Origin of the sequence: Pseudomonas sp. AF32 (assembly GCF_022342325.2) — a bacterium.
Lineage (GTDB): Bacteria > Pseudomonadota > Gammaproteobacteria > Pseudomonadales > Pseudomonadaceae > Aquipseudomonas > Aquipseudomonas uvaldensis.
In genome coordinates, this window is record NZ_RQJK02000030.1 from 33,974 (window position 1) to 54,605 (window position 20,632).

The window sequence follows — 20,632 nt, forward strand, 5'->3', positions numbered from 1 at the left end:
CAGATGTTGTCGGCCATAACCAACAGGAAACGTAGCCATTTATGTTCTTCAGAGTAGGAAAAGTGGATGGTGCTTTTCCCGTTGCGCAGTCGAGTGTTTATGGCGCGCAAAAAAAGCCCCGCCAAACGGGCGGGGTTGAGGTACGAGCGTGGCGCTCGGAAACAGCGGTCTGGAGGGCCCTCCGGTGAAGGAGGGCCGTCCGGTTACAGCAAGATGGTGCGGATGTCGCCCAGCAGGTCGCTCAGGCGCTTGGTGAAGCGTGCAGCGGCGGCGCCGTTGATCACTCGGTGATCGTAGGACAGCGACAGCGGCAGCATCAGCTTGGGCTGGAAGGCCTTGCCGTCCCAGACAGGCTGGATGGTGGCCTTGGAGACGCCCAGGATCGCCACTTCCGGCGCGTTGACGATCGGCGTGAAGCCGGTGCCGCCAATGTGGCCGAGACTGGAGATGGTGAAGCAGGCACCCTGCATGTCGTCGGCGGTGAGCTTCTTGTTCCGGGCCTTTTCGGCCAGGGCAGCGGCTTCGCCGGCCAGTTGCAGCAGGCTCTTCTGGTCGACGTTGCGGATGACCGGTACCAGCAGGCCTTCCGGGGTGTCGACGGCAAAGCCGATGTGCACGTACTTCTTGCGGATCACAGCCTTGCCGCTCGGGGCCAGGGAGCTGTTGAAGTCCGGCAGTTCCTTGAGCAGGTGCGCACACGCCTTGAGCAGCAACGGCAGCACGGTCAGCTTCACGCCGGCCTTTTCCGCCACGGCTTTCTGCGCGACGCGGAAGGCTTCCAGCTCGGTGATGTCGGCCTGGTCGAACTGGGTCACGTGCGGGATGTTCAGCCAGCTGCGATGCAGGCTCGACGCGCCGATCTGCATCAGGCGGGTCATGGCCACTTCTTCGGTTTCGCCGAAGCGGCTGAAGTCCACCGCCGGGATCGGCGGGATGCCCGCGCCGCCGGTGGCGCCTTCGGCAGGGGCGTTCTTGGCCTTCTGCATCATGGCCTTGACGTGAGCCTGCACGTCTTCCTTCAACACACGACCGTGTGGGCCGCTTGGGCTGACGGCCGACAGCTCGACGCCGAATTCACGGGCTAACTGACGCACGGCAGGACCGGCATGGACTTTGGCACCGCTTGGCGCAGGCGCGGCGACCGGTGCTGGCGCAGCTTCGACCTTGGCGGCTGGCGCGGCAGCCGGGGCCGGAGCGGCTTCGGTCTTGGCGGTAGCAGGTGCGGGGGCTGGCGCTGGGGCAGCGGGTGCAGCGGCACCGGCTACTTTCAACTTCAGGATCAGGTCACCGGTGCCGACTTCGTCTTCCAGCTTGATCTCGACGCTTTCCACCACGCCGGCGGCCGGCGACGGGATTTCCATGCTGGCCTTGTCGGACTCCAGGGTGATCAGCGACTGGTCGGCTTCGACGGTGTCGCCGGCCTTGACCAGTACTTCGATGATCTTGGCCTTGCCCGACGAACCGATGTCCGGGACATGAATGTCCTGGACAGTAGCGGCAGCCGGTGCGGCGGCCGGGGCAGGTGCCGCCTCGGCAGCCGGTGCAGCGGCAGGCTTTTCAGCCGCCGGGGCAGCAGCGGGTGCGGCCGCCTCAGGCGCCGCAGCGGCGCCCTCGACTTCCAGTTCCAGCAGCTCGTCGCCTTCTTTCAGGCGATCGCCCAGCTTCACTTTCAGGCTCTTGATGACACCGGCCTTCGGCGCAGGCACTTCCATGCTGGCCTTGTCCGATTCAAGAGTCAGGATGCTCTGGTCGGCTTCGATACGGTCGCCGACCTTCACAAACAGTTCGATTACTTCACCTTCACCGCTGCCGATGTCAGGTACGCGAATGAGTTCGCTCACGAAAATTCTCCTCAGCAGTCCAGTGGGTTGCGTTTTTCCGGATCGATGCCGAACTTGACGATGGCCTCGGCCACCACTTTCGGTTCGATATCGCCACGGTCAGCCAGGGCTTCCAGGGCTGCCAACACAACGAACTTACGGTCGACTTCGAAGAAGTGACGCAGCTTCTTGCGGCTGTCGCTACGGCCGAAGCCGTCGGTACCCAGCACCTTGAATTCCTTGGATGGGACCCACTGGCGGATCTGCTCGGCGAACAGCTTCATGTAGTCGGTAGAGGCGATGACCGGACCTTTGCGGCCGTTCAGGCATTCTTCGACGTAGCTCAGCTTCGGCTTCTGGGCTGGGTGCAGGCGGTTGCTGCGCTCCACGGCCAGGCCATCGCGACGCAGTTCGTTGAAGCTGGTGACGCTCCACACGTCGGCGCCGATATTGAACTCCTCGCGCAGGATCTTCGCCGCTTCACGCACTTCGCGCAGGATGGTGCCCGAGCCCATCAGCTGGACGTGGTGCGCCGCTTCGCGGGTGTCTTCCTCGAGCAGGTACATGCCCTTGACGATGCCTTGTTCGACACCGGCCGGCATGGCTGGCTGCTGGTAGGACTCGTTCATCACGGTGATGTAGTAGAAGACGTCCTGTTGCTCTTCGGTCATCTTCTTCATGCCGTCCTGGATGATCACCGCCAGCTCGTAGCCGTAGGTCGGATCATAGGTGCGGCAGTTCGGGATGGTGCCGGCCAGCATGTGGCTGTGACCGTCTTCGTGCTGCAGGCCTTCACCGTTGAGGGTGGTACGGCCGGCGGTGCCGCCGATCAGGAAGCCACGGGTGCGGCTGTCGCCAGCGGCCCAGGCCAGGTCGCCGATACGCTGGAAGCCGAACATCGAGTAGAAGATGTAGAACGGCAGCATCGGCTGGTTGTGGCTGGAGTACGAAGTACCGGCGGCAATAAAGGAGCTCATGGCGCCCGCTTCGTTGATGCCTTCCTCCAGGATCTGGCCCTTCTTGTCTTCGCGGTAGAACATCACTTGGTCTTTATCGACTGGCTCGTAGAGCTGGCCGACGGACGAGTAGATGCCCAACTGGCGGAACATGCCTTCCATACCGAAGGTGCGGGCTTCGTCCGGAATGATCGGGACGATGCGCGGGCCGATTTCCTTGTCCTTGACCAGTTGCGCGAGGATCCGCACGAAGGCCATGGTGGTGGAGATTTCGCGGTCGCCCGAGCCGTCCAGGATTGCCTTGAGGGTTTCCAGAGGAGGCGTCGGGACGCTGAAGCTCTTGGCGCGACGCTGCGGCACGAAGCCGCCCAGCGCGGCACGACGCTCGGCCAGGTAACGGGCTTCGGCGCTGCCTTCTTCGGGCTTGAAGAACGGCAGGTTTTCCAGTTCGCTGTCCTTGACCGGGATGTCGAAGCGATCGCGGAACAACCGCAGGCTGTCGACATCGACCTTCTTGGTGTTGTGCGCGGTGTTCTTCGCTTCGCCGGCACCGGTGCCATAACCCTTGATGGTCTTGGCCAGGATGACGGTTGGCTGTTCTTTGTGGTTGACCGCCTGATGGTACGCCGCGTAGACCTTGTATGGGTCGTGGCCGCCACGGTTGAGTTTCCAGATCTCGTCGTCGGACAGATCGGCAACCATGGCCTTGAGTTCAGGCGTGTTGAAGAAGTGCTCGCGGACGAACGCGCCGTCCTTGGCCTTGTAGTTCTGGTATTCGCCGTCGATGACTTCGTCCATGCGACGTTGCAGGATACCGTCGACGTCCTTGGCCAGCAGTGGGTCCCAGAAACGGCCCCAGATGACCTTGTTGACGTTCCACTGGGCACCACGGAACACGCCTTCGAGTTCCTGGATGATCTTGCCGTTGCCGCGAACCGGGCCATCGAGGCGCTGCAGGTTGCAGTTGATGACGAAGATCAGGTTGTCCAGCTTCTCGCGGCCGGCCAGGGAGATCGCGCCCAGGGATTCCGGCTCGTCGCACTCGCCGTCGCCCATGAAGCACCAGACCTTCTGCTTGCCCGGCTGGATGAAACCACGGGCTTCCAGGTACTTCATGAAGCGTGCCTGGTAAATCGCCTGGATCGGACCCAGGCCCATGGAAACGGTCGGGAACTGCCAGAAATCAGGCATCAGCCAAGGGTGCGGGTACGAAGACAGGCCATTGCCGTCCACTTCCTGGCGGAAGTTGTTCATCTGGTCTTCGGAGATACGGCCTTCCATGAACGCACGGGCGTAGACGCCTGGCGATGCGTGACCCTGGAAGTAGATCAGGTCGCCGCCGTGTTCGTCGGTCGGGGCCTGGAAGAAGTAGTTGAAGCCGATGTCATACAGCGTCGCGCTGGAGGCGAAGCTGGAGATGTGACCGCCCAGGTCAGAATCTTTCAGGTTGGTACGCATGACCATGGCCAACGCGTTCCAGCGTACCAGCGAGCGAATGCGGCGTTCCATGAACAGGTCGCCTGGCATGCGTGCTTCGTGGGTGACGGGGATCGTGTTGCGGTACGGCGTGGTGATGGCATAGGGCAATTGCGAACCGCTGCGGGTCGCGAGTTCGCCCATGCGGGTCATCAGGTAATGAGCGCGGTCTTCGCCTTCTTTGTCGAGAACCGATTCCAGGGCGTCCAGCCATTCCTGGGTTTCGACGGGATCGAGGTCTTGCATGGCTTGCTCCAGGGCGGAAAGGCTACCAGAATCGGTTGCCTGAGTTTGCGACTGGCCTTGTGGGCAGACGATATAAATTCTTGGATTGCCGAAGGTTGTCTCGGCGGCGTGTAGTTTTACTACAAATCGTCGGCCGTTTCAGCCATCCGAATGTATATACGAGTAGTAAAACTACACATGAAAGGCTTTTGGCCCCTCGTTTCGTTGTGAGAATAATCGTTACTGTTGGTCTTGAGCTAACTCGAACAGGTAAAAACTTGATGTCGGCTGCCAATAAAATCAGATTTTCAGCTATTTATCATCTTTGTTCGACAGTCGATCAGGTAGTGTCTATGGGAAAAACACTACATCCAGCCTTTCCCGCGCCGATCAAGGATAGACCATGAGCCTGCCCCTGCTTGCCCAAATACCGGAAATGGTACCGGGAATTCTCCAGTCTTTGGTCAGTCGTGCCGAGCAGTCGTTCCGTGCGGCGGTCGGTTCACTGGATGATGACCATGGGCTTTGCGCCTGGACGCCGGAGCGCTGGACCGAATTCCAGCGCGTCGCGGCCGCCAGCGATTTTGTCATCGAGCAGAGTCTTCGTGATCCGGTGATGCTACTGGAGTTGGTGCGCAGCGGCGAGCTGGATCGCAGCCTGATCGCCGGGGAGATGTGCGCGCAGATCGGCGCCGCGGTCCAGGCCGCCGAGACCGAGGACGAACTCGGTCGGGTCCTGCGCCGCCAGCGCACCCGCCAGCAGGTACGGATCATCTGGCGTGACCTCAATCGCAAGGCCGACCTGGTCCAGACCTGTCGCGACCTCTCGGACATGGCCGACGCCTGCATCGACCAGGCTTACCAATGGCTGCACCAACGTCTCTGCCAGCAGTTCGGCACGCCCACTGGGCGGCGCAGCGGCGCGCCGCAGCAGATGGTCATCCTGGGCATGGGCAAGCTTGGCGCGGTGGAGTTGAACCTGTCATCGGACATCGACCTGATATTCGCCTATCCCGAGGGCGGCGAAACCGTCGGTGTGAAGCGAGCGCTGGATAACCAGGAGTTCTTCATCCGTCTGGGCCAGCGCCTGATCAAGGCCCTGGACCCGATGACCGTCGACGGTTTCGTGTTCCGTGTCGATATGCGCCTGCGACCCTACGGCTCGGCCGGTGCCCTGGTGCTGAGCTTCAACGCGCTGGAACAGTATTACCAGGACCAGGGACGAGACTGGGAACGCTACGCGATGATCAAGGCGCGGGTCGTGGCCGGTGATCAGGTGGCCGGTGCGCAACTGCTCGACATGCTGCGCCCGTTCGTCTATCGGCGTTACCTGGACTTTTCCGCCATCGAGGCGCTGCGCACCATGAAGCAGCTGATCCAGCAGGAAGTGCGGCGCAAGGGCATGGCCGACAACATCAAGCTGGGATCGGGCGGCATCCGCGAAGTGGAGTTCATCGCCCAGGCGTTCCAGTTGATCCACGGCGGTCGCGACCTGAGCCTGCAGCAGCGTCCGTTGCTCAAGGTACTGGCGACGCTCGAAGGCCAGGGCTATCTGCCGGCCAAGGTGATCGACGAACTGCGCCAGGGCTACGAATTCCTTCGTTATACCGAGCATGCCATCCAGGCCATCGCCGACCGCCAGACCCAGATGCTTCCGGACAGCCCGCAGGATCAGGCGCGCATAGCGTTCATGTTGGGTTTTGCCGACTGGACGGCGTTTCATGAGCAGTTGATGTACTGGCGTGGCCGCGTGGCCTGGCATTTTGGCCAGGTCATTGCCGATCCGGATGAAGAGACGGGAAGCGAAAGCGAAGTGGTGGTGGGCGGCGAATGGTTGCCGTTGTGGGAAGACAGCCAGGACGAAGGGGCTGCGTGCCGTCAGCTGGAGGAGGGCGGATTCATCGACGCGCCCAAGGCGCTGAGGGCCCTGGCGGTCCTGCGCGGCAGTCCGCAATTGCGCGCCATGCAGCGTCTGGGGCGCGAGCGTCTGGATGCGTTCATCCCGCGGCTGTTGGCCCAGGCGGTTGAGCATGACAACCCCGATCTTGTACTTGAGCGCGTGCTGCCGCTGGTGGAGGCTGTCGCCCGTCGTTCGGCCTATCTGGTACTGCTGGCGGAAAACCCGGGAGCCCTGAGACGTTTGCTGACGCTATGCGCGGCGAGCCCGTGGATTGCCGAGCAGATCACTCGCTTCCCATTGCTGCTCGATGAGTTGCTCAATGAGGGGCGTTTGTTCAAGCCGCCCCTGGCGCCGGAACTGGCGGCGGAGTTGCGCGAGCGTCTGACGCGAATTCCCGAGGACGACCTGGAACAGCAGATGGAAGCCCTGCGGCATTTCAAGCTGGCGCACCGCCTGCGAGTGGCGGCGTCGGAGATCGCCGGGAGCTTGCCGCTGATGAAAGTCAGTGATTACCTGACCTGGCTGGCGGAGGCGATTCTCGAACAGGTATTGGCCCTGGCCTGGCGCCAGACCGTGGCCAAACATGGTGTGCCATTGCGCACCGATGGCAGTTTGTGCGATCCGGGGTTCATCATTGTCGGTTATGGAAAAGTCGGCGGCCTGGAGTTGGGGCATGGTTCCGACCTGGATCTGGTGTTCATCCACGACGGCGACCCCCAGGCGGAAACCGACGGACCGAAGCCCACCGACGGGGCACAGTTCTTCACCCGGCTTGGCCAGCGCATTATTCACCTGCTGACTGCCCAGACCAACTCCGGACAGCTTTATGAAGTGGATATGCGCCTGCGACCATCCGGTGCGTCGGGGTTGCTGGTCAGTTCCCTCGGTGCGTTCGCCCGTTATCAGGAGAACGAGGCGTGGACCTGGGAGCACCAGGCGCTGGTGAGGGCCCGGGTGCTGGTGGGTAGCCCGGACGTGGGCCAGGCGTTCGAGAAAGTCCGTGCCCAGGTGCTCGGGCGCAGGCGTGATCTGCCAACGCTGCGCCAGGAGGTCAGCGAGATGCGTGCCAAGATGCGCGATAATCTTGGCAGCAAGGCCACTGCCGCCGGAACCGCGCCAAACGCCTTCGAGGCCACGGCGCCCTTCGACCTCAAGCAGGACGCGGGAGGTATCGTCGATATTGAATTTATGGTGCAATACGCGGCCCTGGCGTGGTCCGAGCAATACCCGTCGCTGCTGCGTTACACCGATAACATCCGCATCCTCGAAGGGTTGCAGGAGGTCGGGCTGATGCCGGCCGAGGACGCGACTTTGTTGCGCGAGGCTTATAAAGCCTACCGCTCCGCCGCTCACCGCCAGGCCTTGCAGAAAGATGCCGGGGTGATCGCCGGCGACCAGTTCGTCGAAGAGCGTCGGCAGGTCATGCGCATCTGGCGTGAGCTGGGGTTGAACTGAGTACCGATTGAATGTGAGAGCGGGCTTGCTCGCGAAAGCGGCGAGTCGGGTGACATGGAGGCCAGGTGTGCCGGCCTCATCGCGAGCAGGTTCGCTCCCACCGTTGGATTTGCTGTGCAGCGACGTGCCTGGAATGAAGAACTATTGTGGGAGCGAGCCTGCTCGCGATGGCGCAATGTCAGGCAACACGGATGTCGGAGGTAATGGCCCTTTCGCGAGCAAGCCCGCTCCCACTACGGGTTGCAGTGTTTTTTGAGGCGGGGAGGCGTAGGCCTCCCCGTATCGTTTTTGGAAGCCACATGAATATTCTGATCGTTGGGCCCAGTTGGGTCGGTGACATGGTGATGGCACAGACACTGTTCCAGTGCCTCAAGCAGCGCCATCCGCAATGCGAAATCGACGTCCTGGCCCCGGAATGGAGCCGGCCGATCCTTGAACGCATGCCGCAGGTGCGCAAGGCCTTGAGCTTTCCGCTCGGCCATGGCGTGCTGGAACTGGCAACCCGTCGGCGCATCGGCAAATCCCTGGCCGGTCAATATGACCAGGCGATCCTGTTGCCCAACTCATTGAAGTCGGCCCTGGTGCCATTCTTCGCCGGTATCCCGAAACGCACCGGCTGGCGTGGCGAGTTCCGCTACGGGTTGCTCAATGATGTGCGCGCGCTGGACAAGGACCGTTATCCACTGATGATCGAGCGGTTCATGGCCCTGGCCTATGAGCCGGGGAGCGAGCTGCCGAAACCCTATCCGCGCCCGAGCCTGCAAATCGACCCGTTGACCCGTGAAACGGCGTTGACCCGATTCGGCCTGAGCCTTGACCGTCCGGTGCTGGCGCTGTGCCCGGGGGCTGAATTCGGCGAATCCAAGCGCTGGCCGGCGGAGCATTACGCCCAGGTTGCCGAGGCGAAGATCCGTGAAGGCTGGCAAGTCTGGCTGTTCGGTTCGAAAAAGGATCACCCGGTGGGTGAAGACATCCGCTCGCGACTGATTCCCGGCTTGCGAGAGGAGTCGGTGAACCTCAGTGGCGAAACCTCCCTGGCCGAAGCCATCGACCTGCTCTCCTGCGCCGATTCCGTGGTGTCCAACGACTCCGGGCTGATGCACGTGGCGGCGGCCTTGAACCGTCCATTGGTGGCAGTCTATGGCTCCACCTCGCCAGGCTTTACCCCACCGTTGGCCGACAAGGTCGAAGTGGTGCGCCTGGGCATCGAATGCAGCCCGTGCTTCGACCGCACCTGCCGCTTCGGTCATTACAACTGCCTGCGCCAGCTCATGCCACCGGCGGTGAACGATGCCCTGGCGCGTTTGCAGGGCACCCCGGTGGAGGTCCAGTAACTTGCGGGTATTGTTGATCAAGACCTCTTCTCTGGGCGATGTGGTCCACACCCTGCCGGCGTTGACCGACGCGGCGCGGGCGATCCCCGGCATCCGGTTCGATTGGGTGGTGGAAGAAGGTTTCGCCGAAATTCCCACCTGGCACCCGGCTGTGGGCAAGGTCATCCCGGTGGCGATCCGGCGTTGGCGCAAGAACCTCTGGCAAACCGTCAAGAGCGGCGAATGGCGACGCTTCAAACACAACATGCGTGCCGAAAAGTACGATCTGGTGATCGACGCCCAGGGCTTGCTCAAGAGCGCCTGGCTGACCCGATACGTCAAGGCCCCGGTGGCGGGCCTGGACAGACACTCGGCCCGCGAACCCCTGGCCGCGCGCTTCTATTCCCGTCGATTGGCGGTGGCCCGTGGTCAACATGCGGTCGAACGGGTGCGGCAGTTGTTCGCGCTGGCGCTGGGGTATGACCTGCCGCAGACCTTGGGCAACTATGGCCTGAGCGTCGATAAACTGGTGGAACTGCCGCGCCAATACCCTTACGTGGTGTTCCTGCATGGCACCACCTGGGAGTCCAAACACTGGCCGGAGCTTTACTGGCGTCAGTTGGCCGAGCGCATGGGCCAGTTCGGCGTGGTCGTGAAGTTGCCGTGGGGCAGCGCGCCGGAAAAGGCCAGGGCTGAACGTATCGCCAAAGGACTGCGCAATGCCCTGGTGCTGCCGAAGCTGAACCTGGGCGGGATGGGCAAGGTCCTGGCCGGCGCCCAGGCCTGTGTGGCCGTGGACACCGGACTGGGTCACCTGGCCGCCGCCCTGGACGTGCCGACCATTTCCCTGCTCGGCCCCACCAACCCGGTACTGACCGGTGCCTATGGCAAGGGCCAGATCCATCTCGCCAGCGATTTCCCTTGTGCGCCGTGCATGCAGAAACAATGCACCTACTCGCCGACCGCCGAAGATGCGCGTCGGTTCGACCTGAAACGCGAGCAGCCCCTGTGCTTCACGCGTCTGAACCCCGAGCGTGTCGCCAGCCACCTGAGCACGTTATTGGCTGAGGAATCACGCTGATGCAATTGGCTTTTGTCCTTTATAAGTACTTCCCCTTCGGTGGCCTGCAACGCGACTTCATGCGCATTGCCCTGGAGTGCCAGCGGCGCGGGCATCAGATTCGCGTTTACACGCTGATCTGGGAAGGCGACGTCCCACCGGGCTTCGAAGTGCTGGTCGCGCCGGTCAAGGCGCTGTTCAACCACCGTCGCAACGAGAAACTCAGCGCATGGATGGAGGCCGATCTTGCCAAGCGTCCGGTGGACCGCTTGATCGGCTTCAACAAGATGCCCGGCCTGGACGTGTACTACGCCGCCGATGGCTGTTTCGAAGACAAGGCGCAGAACCTGCGTAACGCCTTGTATCGACGCTGGGGTCGTTACCGGCATTTCGCCGAATACGAGCGGGCGGTATTTGCCAGGGACGCCAGGACCGAAGTGCTGATGATCTCTGAAGTCCAGCAGCCGCTGTTCATCAAGCACTACGGCACCCCGCTGGAACGCTTTCATCTGTTGCCACCGGGTATCGCCCAGGACCGCCGTCGGCCCGTCGATGCCGACGAGATTCGCGCGGCGTTCCGCGCCGAGTTCGAACTGGCCGAGGATGACCTGCTGCTGGTGCAGATCGGTTCCGGGTTCAAGACCAAGGGGGTGGATCGCAGCCTCAAGGCCCTGGCTGCGCTGCCGCCCGAGCTGAAAAAACGTACCCGGCTGTTTGTAATCGGCCAGGACGACCCCAAGGTATTCCAATTGCAGAGCGCCGCGCTGGGGCTTGGTGACAACGTGCGGTTCCTCAAGGGGCGCAGTGACATCCCACGGTTCCTGTTGGGCGCCGACCTGTTGATTCACCCGGCGTACAACGAAAACACTGGCACCGTCCTGCTTGAAGCATTGGTGGCCGGGCTGCCGGTGCTGGTCAGTGCGGTGTGCGGGTACGCCCACTACATCGCCGAGGCCGACAGTGGCCTGGTGTTGGACGAGCCGTTCGAACAGGCCCAGCTCACCGGGTACCTGGAGCGAATGCTGAGCGACGCCGAGGCGCGGGCGGCCTGGAGCCGCAACGGTCTGGCGTTCGCCGAAACGGCGGACCTCTACAGCATGCCGCAGCACGCGGCCGACGTGATTCTGGCGGAGCACGCACAATGAAAGTGATGTTGGCCGAACCGTTCAAGAGCCTTTGGGCCGGGCGCGATGCGTTCGCTGAAGTCGAGGTGCTCAAGGGCGAGGTCTACCGTGAACTGGAAGCCCGGCGCACCTTGCGCACCGAGGTGAACGGCCGCGGCTTTTTCGTCAAGATCCACCGGGGCATCGGTTGGGGCGAGATCCTCAAGAATCTGGTCACCGCCAAGCTGCCGGTCCTCGGCGCGGGGCAGGAATGGGCCGCCATCCAGCGCTTGCAGGAAGTCGGTGTGCCCACCATGACCGCCGTCGCGTATGGCGAAAAGGGCGGCAATCCGGCGGACCAGCATTCGTTCATCATCACCGAGGAGCTGGCCCCCACCGTCAGCCTCGAGGATTTCAGCATCGACTGGGTCCGTCAGCCGCCGGAGCCGGCCCTCAAACGGGCCCTGATCGCTGAAGTGGCGCGCATGACCGGCATGATGCACCGTGCCGGCGTCAACCATCGCGACTGCTATATCTGTCATTTCCTATTGCACACTGACAAGCCGGTCACCGCCGCAGATCTCAAATTGTCGGTAATCGACCTGCATCGCGCCCAGACCCGTCCGGCCATTACCCGCCGCTGGCGCAACAAGGACCTGGCGGCACTGTATTTCTCGGCGCTGGACATCGGCTTGACCCGTCGCGACAAGCTGCGTTTTCTCAAGGGTTATTTCCAGCAGCCGCTGCGCCGGATCCTGGCCGACGAAGCGCAGTTGTTGCACTGGCTCGAAGGCAAGGCCAACAAGCTCTATGCACGCAAGCAGCGATACGGGGACGCGCTCTGATGTCGGGTTGGAATCTGGAGCCTGCCTACGCGGAACTGGCGCAGGATTTCGGCAGCCTCGACGCGGTGTTCGCCCTTGAGGGGGAGCGTCTGACCCGCGACCCGCTGTCGGAGGTGATCCGGGTGCAGCGCAACGGCGTGAACTACTATGTCAAGCGCTACACCGGGGCAGGCAAGGGCCTGCGGCGTTACCTGGGCAAGCCTCGGGTCAAATCCGAATGGCAGAATCTCAAGCGTTTCGCCAAATGGGGAATTCCCACGGCGCAAATCGTCGCCTGGGGGCTGGAGCGACATGGCGCAGCCTATGCCCGTGGCGCGATGATCACCCGTGAATTGCCCCATACCGAAGACCTCTCGGCCCTGGCCGAACGTCATGACCAGCGGTTGACCGATCGCACGTGGGTCGACAAGGTGAGCCTGCAACTGGCCGGATACACGCGGACCATGCATGAACATCGTTTCACCCATAACGATCTGAAATGGCGCAATCTGTTGGTAGACGACCAGTCGCGACTGTTCCTGATCGACTGTCCCAACGGCGATTTCTGGCGTGGCTTCTGGCTCAAATACCGCATCACCAAAGACCTGGCGTGCCTGGATAAAGTGGCCAAGTATCACCTATCCGCCACCCAGCGCCTGCGCTTTTACCTGCAATATCGCCAGCATGACCGGCTCGATGCGTGCGACAAGAAACGCATCCGCCATGTAGTGAGATTTTTCGAGGGGCGTGAATGACTGATTTTCTGGCCGCCGAAGACCGGCCCTTGCTGGCGCGTCACGGCCTGGACAGCTTCGAGGCCCTGTGGGCCCGGCAATTGGACGCGGTGGACGAACCCAATACCTCGGGTGGAGGCTGGAGCAGCGTGTTCCGGCTTGAACTGGAAGGACAGGGGTATTACCTCAAGCGCCAGAGCAATTACCTGACCCGGACCTGGTCCCACCCTTTCGGCGAGCCGAGTTTCTCGCGGGAGTTTCGCAACATCAGCCGCTATCGCGAGTTGGGAATCCCTGCCCTGCAAGCGGTGTTCTACGGCCAGCGCAAGGTGGACGGCGACGTACGGGCACTCCTGTTGACCCGCGCGCTCGACGGCTGGGATGACCTGGAATCGCTGTTACAGCGCTGGCCGGCCCTGGCGTCGGCGCAACGTGTTGCCATCCTGAAGGCCTGTGGTTCATTGGCGCGGCGCCTGCACGGCATGCGCCAGATTCACGGGTGTTTCTACCCCAAGCACATCTTTTTGCAGGCGAGCGCGAACGGCTATCAAGCACAGTTGATCGACCTGGAGAAGACCCGACCGCTGTTGTTCGGTCAGCGCGACCGGGTCAAGGATCTGGAGCCCTTGCTGCGTCGCGCACCCGCCTGGAATGACAACGACGTGCGTCAGCTGCTGTCTACCTATCTGGACCAACCGATCGAGGGGGCGCTGGTCGAAAGCTGGATGAGCCGCCTCGTCGCCAGGCGCAGTCACAAGGAAGCCCATTGATGCAATTGTCCGAACTCAAAGATGCCGGTCGCAATCCAGTGCTGCCGTTGAGCCTGGAATTGGCGGACGCCGCCGGGTCGGCGCAACTGCAACTGCTTTCTCTGCTGCGGGTACTGCCGGGGCAGCGTTATGTCGGTGCCGGTGTGTGGCGCGGCCGGCCGGTGCTGGCCAAACTGCTGGTGGGTAGCAAGGCTGCCCGCCATTTTCAGCGTGAACTGCAAGGCGTCCGCCTGCTGGCTGAACAGGGGCTGACCACGCCGCTGCTGCTCGCCGATGGTCTGAAGGAAGGCGAGGGCGGCTGGCTGCTGTTCGAGTTGCTCGAAGGGGCCGAGAGCCTGGGCGACGCCTGGAAGCAGGTCGAGCATCGACCATTGTTGGCCGATGAACAGACAGAAGTGCTGGCCGAAGCCTTGGGTGCCATTGCACAACTGCACAGCAAGGGCTTGTGGCAGGAAGATCTTCATCTGGACAACCTGCTGCGCCATGGCGGCAAGCTCTATCTGATCGACGGTGCCGGCATCCGCGCTGAAACCCCCGGGCAATCTTTATCGCGACAGAAAGTGCTGGAGAACCTCGGGGTGTTTTTTGCCCAACTGCCCAAGGCCATCGAACCGTTCAACGAAGAGCTCCTGGTGCATTACCTGCTCAGCAACGCCGAACATGCGCTGCCCATGGAGGCGCTGCAAAAGCAGGTCGACAAGGTGCACGGCTGGCGGTTGAAGGACTTTCTGGAAAAGGTTGGACGCGACTGCAGCCTGTTCAGTGTGCAGCGCGGCCCGTTTGGTCTGAGGGCGATCCGTCGCGATGAAGAAGCCGCCATGGCGCCAGTGCTGGCGCAGGCCGACGTCTTGCTTGATCGGGGATATCTCTACAAGACCGGGGGCGCGGCGAGCGTCGGCAAGGTCGAGGTGGACGGTCGTCCTCTGGTGATCAAACGCTACAACATCAAGCATTTCGCCCATTGGCTCAAACGCTTCTGGCGCCCCAGTCGTGCCTGGCATTCCTGGCGCGAAGGTAATCGCCTGGCCTTCCTCGGCATCGCCACGCCCAAGCCCCTGGCGTTGCTGGAAAAGCGTTTCCTGTGGCTGCGCCGGGGCGCTTATCTGGTGACCGAACATCTGTCGGGGCCGGACATCATCGAGCGCTTTGCCCCTTACGTGGAAAGTGGCGAGGCTCCCGAACCTGAACTGCTTGCCCTGGATCGTTTGTTCGCCGACCTCATCCGCGAACGCATCAGCCACGGCGATCTCAAGGGGCACAACCTGTTCTGGCAACACGACCGCTGGGCACTGATTGACCTGGATTCCATGTGTCAGCACCGCTCCCACGCAAGTTTCGCCCCGGCTTACGCCCGGGATCGGGCGCGGTTCATGCGTAACTGGCCTGAGGGTTGTGGGTTGTATCGGGTGATTGATGAGCGGTTGCCAAAGGACATCGCCAGCGAATCCTGAAGCGGGCCTGCGGCCCTATCGCGAGCAGGCTCGCTCCCACACTGGCTTTGTAAACCCGCTCTTGTAGGAGCGAGCCTGCTCGCGAAGAGGACGTATCAGGCGCCTGGCCTTCAAGCAAGGCCCGGTTTTACAGGCGCCCAGGTGCCAGCCGCTCACCGCTAGCGGCTTACCGCCGCTTTTAAGCTATAATCCCGCCCTTTAGCTGCCCAACGCCCCTGGCGAGCGGCACATCAATTTTTCGAGGCGCTTGTCGCCCGCATGCAGACATAAGAGGCTAGACCCTGTGGCATTGACGATTCTTGGCCTGTCCGGCGCCCTTAGCCATGATCCTTCCGCCGCGCTGTACATCGACGGCAAGCTGATCGCGGCGGCTGAGGAGGAGCGCTTCGTACGCGATAAACATGCAAAGAACCGCATGCCCTACGAGTCGGCGAAGTTCTGCCTGGAACAGGCAGGCATCAAGCCGTCCGACGTCGACGTGGTGGCGATTCCGTTCGCCCCGATCAGCCTGTTCGGCGAAGCGCGCTGGCACTACGCCAAGCGCTACTGGTACGCACCGGATCGCGCCCTTGATGCGATCCTGATGGGTAACCGTCGCTACAAGCGTTATCGTCGCAAGATCGTCTGGTGCCTGGAACAACTGGGCTTCGACCCGAAAAAAGTCAAGATCGAACCGGTGGAGCACCACCTGGCCCACGCCTCCAGTGCCTACCACTGTTCGGGCTTCCAGGAAAAAACCGCGATCCTGGGCATCGATGGCAAGGGCGAATACGCCACGACTTTCTTCGGCTACGGCGAGAACGGCAAGATCCACAAGATCAAGGAATTCTACGATCCGGATTCCCTTGGTGGCCTGTACGGTGCGATCACCGAGTTCCTTGGCTTCGAAATGCTCGACGGTGAGTTCAAGGTCATGGGCATGGCACCTTATGGCGATGCCAGCAAGTACGATTTCTCGCGCCTGGCTTCGTTCGAAAATGGCCAATTGGTGATCAATACCGACTACGCCAACGTGATCGGCCTGCGTCGCTATAAAGAGAAGGGCAAGGGTTTTTACTTCTCGCCGAAGCTGATCGAGTGGCTGGGCCCGAAACGTGAAGGTGACATCGCCGACGAGCCGTATATCCACTACGCGGCCAGCATGCAGGCGCTGTTCGAGAAGCTTGCGCTGCAAATGATTGATCACTACCTGGGCGACATCCTCAAGGAAACCGGCAAGTTGGCGTTCGCCGGCGGCTGCGCCTTGAACGTCAAGCTGAACCAGAAGATCATCGCCCGCGATGACGTCAAGGAACTGTTCGTACAGCCGGCGTCCGGTGATGCCGGTACTGCGGTAGGCGCGGCGGCCTATGTGTCCCATGCCCGTGGCGTGCCGGTGGAGAAGATGGAGCACGTCTACCTCGGCCCGGCCTACAGCAACGAAGATGTGATCGCCGCGTGTGCTCGTCACCCGAGCAAACCGGCGTGGCGCAAGATCGACAACACCCCCGAGCGCATTGCGAAAATCATGGTCGACGGTAACCCGGTGGCCTGGTTCCAGGGGCGCATGGAATTTGGTCCGCGTGCCTTGGGTGGCCGTTCGATCATCGGTTGCCCGAGCGCTACCGGCGTGGCTGACCGCATCAACGAACAGATCAAGTTCCGTGAGCGCTGGAGGCCCTTCTGCCCGTCGATGCTCGACACCGTTGCGCCGCAGATGATCAAGGTCGATCACCCCGCGCCTTTCATGACCTTCACCTTCGAAGTGGCCGAAGAATGGAAAACCCGCGTGCCGGAAGTTGTCCATGAAGATGGCACTTCCCGGGCCCAGGTACTCAAGCGCGAATACAACCCACGCTACTACGACATGATGAAGGCGCTCGAGGTGCTGACTGGCAACGGCGTTTCCCTGAACACATCGCTCAACCGCCGTGGCGAACCGATGATCTGCTCGCCGACCGACGCGCTGAATATGTTTTACGGCTCCGACCTGCAATACCTGATCATGGAAGACATTCTGGTGGTCAAAGACGGCGTGGACGCTTATGACACGCTCGGCTGAGCGACATGTGCTGCAGTTCTGCCACGGTTATGACGGGCCGTTCCTCGACTGCGCCCGTCAATATGCCAGCCTGTTCGTGGGCACTGGTTATCGCGTGACCACCGTGTTTCTCACTGGCGCGGCCGATGCCGAGGTCGCCGCCGGCTGTGCCTCGGACGAGGTGCTGTTCATGGAGTACAGCTCCAGTGCCGTGCGCGGCCTGAAGCTGGGTGCCATCGGCGATCTGCGCAGGATCGCCGCTTCGCGCAACTTCAGTTTCTGCATCGCCCATCGCTTCAAGCCGATCTACATCGCTCTGCTCGGTACCGGCCTGCCGGTGATTGGCGTGCACCATGCCTTCGGGGACTACCAGCGGCGTACCCGCCGGTTGTTCGCCCACATTTTTCGCAAGCGCCTGAGTTTGCTCGGGGTCTCCGACGCGGTGCGCGACGACATGCGTCGCTGCCTGCCGAAGTGGCCATCCAGCCGGATCCAGACCCTCTACAACCGCATCGATCTCGACGCCACCCAGGCCAGCCTGGTTTCCCGAGAGGAAGCGCGGCAGACCCTCGGGTTGGATTCGAACGCCTGGATCGTCGGCAATGTCGGGCGCCTGCACCCGGACAAGGACCAGGCCACGTTGCTGCGGGGGTTCGCCGCCGCATTGGCTTATCTGCCGGGTAACAGTCAGTTGGCGATTCTCGGCAAGGGGCGCCTGGAGCGGGACCTTCGGGATCTGGCACTGGAATTGGGAATTGCCGACCGCGTCCTGTTCCTCGGCCAGGTGTCCGAGGCTCGTCGTTACTTCCGTGCCTTTGACGTGTTCGCCCTGAGTTCCGATCACGAACCGTTCGGCATGGTGTTGCTCGAAGCCATGGCGGCCGGCGTGCCCTTGCTGGCGACGGCCTGCGGTGGGGCGAAGGAAGTGGTCGAGGGTGTCGGTATCCTCTTTCCGCTGGGCGACGCCGAACACTTGGCTCAAGGGCTTCAGCACCTGGCGGCCATGGACGACGTGCAGCGTCGCCAATGCGCCGAACTGATGCGTGATCGTCTGCGTGAGCGCTTCTCGGATCGCGCTGTGCGTGAGGCTTTCTGGCGTTTGCCCCAAGTCATCGAACTGGCACCGGGGGCCTGATGCTCAATCGATTCCAAGGCTGGCGCGAGCGCGGCTGGACGGCGGTAGATGCTTCGGTTTATGCCCAGGCCTGGCAACGCTTTGGTGGCAGTGTGGCCACCCATCCGTTGGTGGTCGAGCGTCTGGCGGCCCTGGCCGATATTCCCGTGCGCTACCTGGCCTATGAACATGAGGGTGAGCTCAAGGCCGCAATCCCGACCTGGGGACGCGACCTGGCCTTGTCCAAGGACGTACTCAAGCGCAGCGGCAAAAAAGGCTTGTTCGACCTGGGCAATGCTGAGCTGATCCTGCCGGCGGCAGCCAATGCCCAGGCGCCGTTGCGCCATCGCGGGCGTTACCTGTCGGCCCTCAATGAGGGGCGCTTCAGTGGCTTGAAGCCGCAACAGGAACAGCTGGCCATGGCGCGAACACCGGAAGAGCTGTCCAAAAAGTTTCGCTATAACCAGCGCCGCGAGTTGCGCTTGCTGGAAGAGGCAGGCGGGGTGGTGCGGTCGGTCGAGACATTCTCCAGCGAGGAACTGGCCGCGATCTACTGTGACCTGTTCCTGCGTCGCTGGGGATTTGCGGCCACCGGGGCCGAGCGCATGGGCGAGGTGATCGAGCTGCTGCGCGAGCTGCTGATCGGTTCGGTGATCCTGCTCAACGATGCGCCGATTGCCATTCAACTGGTCTATCGCGTTGAAGCGCCCGAGTGGATCAGTGTCGAGTACATCAACGGCGGTGTCGACCCGCAGACCCGTGAGTTCAGCCCTGGCAGCGTATTGAGCTTCCTTAATACGCAAAGCGCCTGGGAACAGGCCCGTGCCATCGGCAAGCCAATGCGCTTTTCCTTCGGCCGGGCGGACCGCGAATACAAGGAGCGCTGGTGCAACCCGGTGCCGGTGTTTACCGTATGAATGCCTCCACGAGTCGCAAGCAGCAATTACTCAAGCGCCACCGTCGCAACAAGCGTATCGGACTGATGTTCGCGCTCGTAGTGCTGGTGATGTCGGGGGTTGTGGTGGCCTGGTGGCTGCCGTTGGTATTGGCAGTGTCGGGTTGGGTTGCCCATGAAGCGTGGTTCGCCGATCACCTGTTCTATTCGCCCAAGGACGACTATCAGTACAGCTTCCCGCCGTTCACCCAGCAACCCAAGGTGCATCTGAATGCCGGGCGGTTGCGACTGGATGAAGGGGTAATGCTGGACGAGGGGGCGACGCTGGTCCTGGCGCTACGAATCAAAAGCAACTGGCTGGGACGCTTCATCGACCCGGTTGTCGAGTTGTCGGGCGGTGAACATCCGGATCGACAGACTTTCGAGCGCGGGGTCAACGGCCTGCGCTACCTCAATCTCAGCGAGCAAGGGGACGTGCTGTCCCGGGGTGAGCTGCGTCTGCGCGGGCGTTTCTGCCGGGTCCAGGGCGAGCCGACGCTGTGGTCCTTTGCGGCGGAGGAGGCGAAGCATCGACGGGTCATGGTCATCGCCCCCCATGCCGATGATGCCGAGTTGGCGGCGTTCGGCTTGTACAGCCGGGCCGACGACACCTGGATCGTGACACTGACCGCTGGCGAAATCGAAGCCGAGCACTACCGCAAGATGGGCCTGGACCGCATCGAGGCGGCACGCCTCAAGGGCCGTCTGCGAGCCTGGGACAGCATTGCTGTGCCACGCTGGGCCGGGGTGCCGCAGGCGAATTGTGTGCAGTTGGGTTACTTCTGCCTGCAACTGGCGGCCATGCAAGCCGCGCCGGGCCATCCCCAGGGGTCGCGCGAGGCGGACTTGAGCGATACTCGGCTGTTTCGTCAATTGAACCCATTCACCTTGCCTGGCGATGCCGACGGCGCGCCAACCTGGAACAATTTGCTGGCTGACCTGCGCGAGCTGATCATCAGGGCCTGCCCCGACGTCGTCGTACTGCCGCACCCGGCGCTCGATCCGCATCCCGATCATGTCTGCGCCCATGATGCCGTGATCCAGGCCCTCGAGGGGCTGGAGTGGCAGCCCGCGGTCCTGTTGGGCTATGCCAATCACCTGCACGACAATGACCGCTGGCCCATGGGCGATGCGGGTGCCGGTGTTGCGCTGCCGCCGTATTTCGATCCGATCCGGCCGATGCATCCCATCAGCCTGCCATTGGGTTTGGCAGGCCAGCGTGACAAGGCCATGGCGCTGGGCATGATGCATGATCTGCAACCGCCAGCGCCGTTCAAGCGACGCCTGCGTCGTCATATCCAGCGGATACTGGCCGGGCGCGGGGGATCGCCGTATGGCGAGAATGAGTTTTTTCGCAAGGCTGTGCGTCGCCATGAACTGTTCTGGCGGCTGTAGGGGGCCACGGCGGGAGAGTTTTGTGTTTCGACGCACAAAGGCTCCCGGTTATTTCTCAAGTCGTTTGGTACCGCAAGGAAGA

14 protein-coding genes are annotated in these 20,632 nt (G+C 62.2%); 12 read left to right on the forward strand and 2 right to left on the reverse strand.

What is annotated here, in order from left to right; genetic code table 11:
• Window positions 1–203: 203 nt before the first annotated feature.
• Complete coding sequence (gene aceF, locus EGM97_RS23645; RefSeq protein ID WP_238964754.1) at window positions 204–1,841, reverse strand: dihydrolipoyllysine-residue acetyltransferase; 1,638 nt, start codon at window positions 1,839–1,841, stop codon at window positions 204–206.
• A gap of 11 nt (window positions 1,842–1,852) precedes the next feature.
• Window positions 1,853–4,498 (reverse strand): pyruvate dehydrogenase (acetyl-transferring), homodimeric type, encoded by a 2,646-nt coding sequence (aceE, locus tag EGM97_RS23650; RefSeq protein WP_238964755.1) that lies wholly within the window; start codon window positions 4,496–4,498, stop codon window positions 1,853–1,855.
• Window positions 4,499–4,880: 382 nt separating this feature from the next.
• On the opposite strand from aceE, the gene glnE reads away from it, so the two are divergent.
• The 12 genes from glnE to EGM97_RS23710 all read left to right on the forward strand — a co-directional run bounded on the left by glnE (window position 4,881) and on the right by EGM97_RS23710 (window position 20,550).
• The gene (gene glnE / locus EGM97_RS23655; RefSeq protein ID WP_477788861.1) at window positions 4,881–7,832 is read left to right on the forward strand and encodes a bifunctional [glutamate--ammonia ligase]-adenylyl-L-tyrosine phosphorylase/[glutamate--ammonia-ligase] adenylyltransferase; all 2,952 of its coding nucleotides are present in this window, start codon (window positions 4,881–4,883) and stop codon (window positions 7,830–7,832) included.
• A gap of 299 nt (window positions 7,833–8,131) precedes the next feature.
• Window positions 8,132–9,166: a lipopolysaccharide heptosyltransferase II gene (gene waaF / locus EGM97_RS23660; RefSeq protein WP_238964756.1), complete on the forward strand. Its 1,035-nt coding sequence runs from the start codon at window positions 8,132–8,134 to the stop codon at window positions 9,164–9,166.
• A gap of 1 nt (window position 9,167) precedes the next feature.
• Entirely contained in the window at window positions 9,168–10,226 is a 1,059-nt protein-coding gene (gene waaC, locus EGM97_RS23665; protein WP_238964757.1) for a lipopolysaccharide heptosyltransferase I, read from the forward strand.
• Window positions 10,226–11,350, forward strand: coding sequence for a glycosyltransferase family 4 protein (locus EGM97_RS23670; protein ID WP_238964758.1), 1,125 nt, complete (start codon window positions 10,226–10,228; stop codon window positions 11,348–11,350). Before waaC ends, EGM97_RS23670 begins: the two co-directional genes overlap by 1 nt.
• A complete protein-coding gene (gene rfaP, locus EGM97_RS23675) occupies window positions 11,347–12,153 on the forward strand; it encodes a lipopolysaccharide core heptose(I) kinase RfaP (RefSeq protein ID WP_238964759.1) in 807 nt (268 codons plus the stop codon). Before EGM97_RS23670 ends, rfaP begins: the two co-directional genes overlap by 4 nt.
• A complete protein-coding gene (locus EGM97_RS23680) occupies window positions 12,153–12,887 on the forward strand; it encodes a lipopolysaccharide kinase InaA family protein (RefSeq protein WP_238964760.1) in 735 nt (244 codons plus the stop codon). Before rfaP ends, EGM97_RS23680 begins: the two co-directional genes overlap by 1 nt.
• Window positions 12,884–13,636, forward strand: coding sequence for a lipopolysaccharide kinase InaA family protein (locus EGM97_RS23685; RefSeq protein ID WP_238964761.1), 753 nt, complete (start codon window positions 12,884–12,886; stop codon window positions 13,634–13,636). Before EGM97_RS23680 ends, EGM97_RS23685 begins: the two co-directional genes overlap by 4 nt.
• Window positions 13,636–15,087, forward strand: coding sequence for a lipopolysaccharide kinase InaA family protein (locus EGM97_RS23690; RefSeq protein WP_238964762.1), 1,452 nt, complete (start codon window positions 13,636–13,638; stop codon window positions 15,085–15,087). The genes EGM97_RS23685 and EGM97_RS23690 overlap by 1 nt, the downstream gene beginning before the upstream one ends.
• Before the next feature lie 283 nt (window positions 15,088–15,370).
• Complete coding sequence (locus tag EGM97_RS23695) at window positions 15,371–17,128, forward strand: carbamoyltransferase family protein (RefSeq protein WP_053147611.1); 1,758 nt, start codon at window positions 15,371–15,373, stop codon at window positions 17,126–17,128.
• Complete coding sequence (locus tag EGM97_RS23700; RefSeq protein WP_238964763.1) at window positions 17,112–18,242, forward strand: glycosyltransferase; 1,131 nt, start codon at window positions 17,112–17,114, stop codon at window positions 18,240–18,242. Before EGM97_RS23695 ends, EGM97_RS23700 begins: the two co-directional genes overlap by 17 nt.
• Window positions 18,242–19,138 carry an antimicrobial resistance protein Mig-14 gene (locus EGM97_RS23705; protein WP_238964764.1) on the forward strand — a complete coding sequence of 299 codons (897 nt, stop codon included), beginning with the start codon at window positions 18,242–18,244 and terminating at the stop codon, window positions 19,136–19,138. The genes EGM97_RS23700 and EGM97_RS23705 overlap by 1 nt, the downstream gene beginning before the upstream one ends.
• Entirely contained in the window at window positions 19,135–20,550 is a 1,416-nt protein-coding gene (locus tag EGM97_RS23710) for a PIG-L deacetylase family protein (protein ID WP_238964765.1), read from the forward strand. The genes EGM97_RS23705 and EGM97_RS23710 overlap by 4 nt, the downstream gene beginning before the upstream one ends.
• The last annotated feature ends 82 nt before the right edge of the window (window positions 20,551–20,632 follow it).

Coding starts and splice junctions, on each gene's coding strand:
- aceE (WP_238964755.1), bottom strand. CDS start 4,498: ATGCAAGACCTCGATCCCGTCGAAACCCAGGAATGGCTGGACGCCCTG.
- glnE (WP_477788861.1), top strand. CDS start 4,881: ATGAGCCTGCCCCTGCTTGCCCAAATACCGGAAATGGTACCGGGAATT.
- waaF (WP_238964756.1), top strand. CDS start 8,132: ATGAATATTCTGATCGTTGGGCCCAGTTGGGTCGGTGACATGGTGATG.
- EGM97_RS23670 (WP_238964758.1), top strand. CDS start 10,226: ATGCAATTGGCTTTTGTCCTTTATAAGTACTTCCCCTTCGGTGGCCTG.
- rfaP (WP_238964759.1), top strand. CDS start 11,347: ATGAAAGTGATGTTGGCCGAACCGTTCAAGAGCCTTTGGGCCGGGCGC.
- EGM97_RS23680 (WP_238964760.1), top strand. CDS start 12,153: ATGTCGGGTTGGAATCTGGAGCCTGCCTACGCGGAACTGGCGCAGGAT.
- EGM97_RS23685 (WP_238964761.1), top strand. CDS start 12,884: ATGACTGATTTTCTGGCCGCCGAAGACCGGCCCTTGCTGGCGCGTCAC.
- EGM97_RS23690 (WP_238964762.1), top strand. CDS start 13,636: ATGCAATTGTCCGAACTCAAAGATGCCGGTCGCAATCCAGTGCTGCCG.
- EGM97_RS23700 (WP_238964763.1), top strand. CDS start 17,112: ATGACACGCTCGGCTGAGCGACATGTGCTGCAGTTCTGCCACGGTTAT.
- EGM97_RS23705 (WP_238964764.1), top strand. CDS start 18,242: ATGCTCAATCGATTCCAAGGCTGGCGCGAGCGCGGCTGGACGGCGGTA.
- EGM97_RS23710 (WP_238964765.1), top strand. CDS start 19,135: ATGAATGCCTCCACGAGTCGCAAGCAGCAATTACTCAAGCGCCACCGT.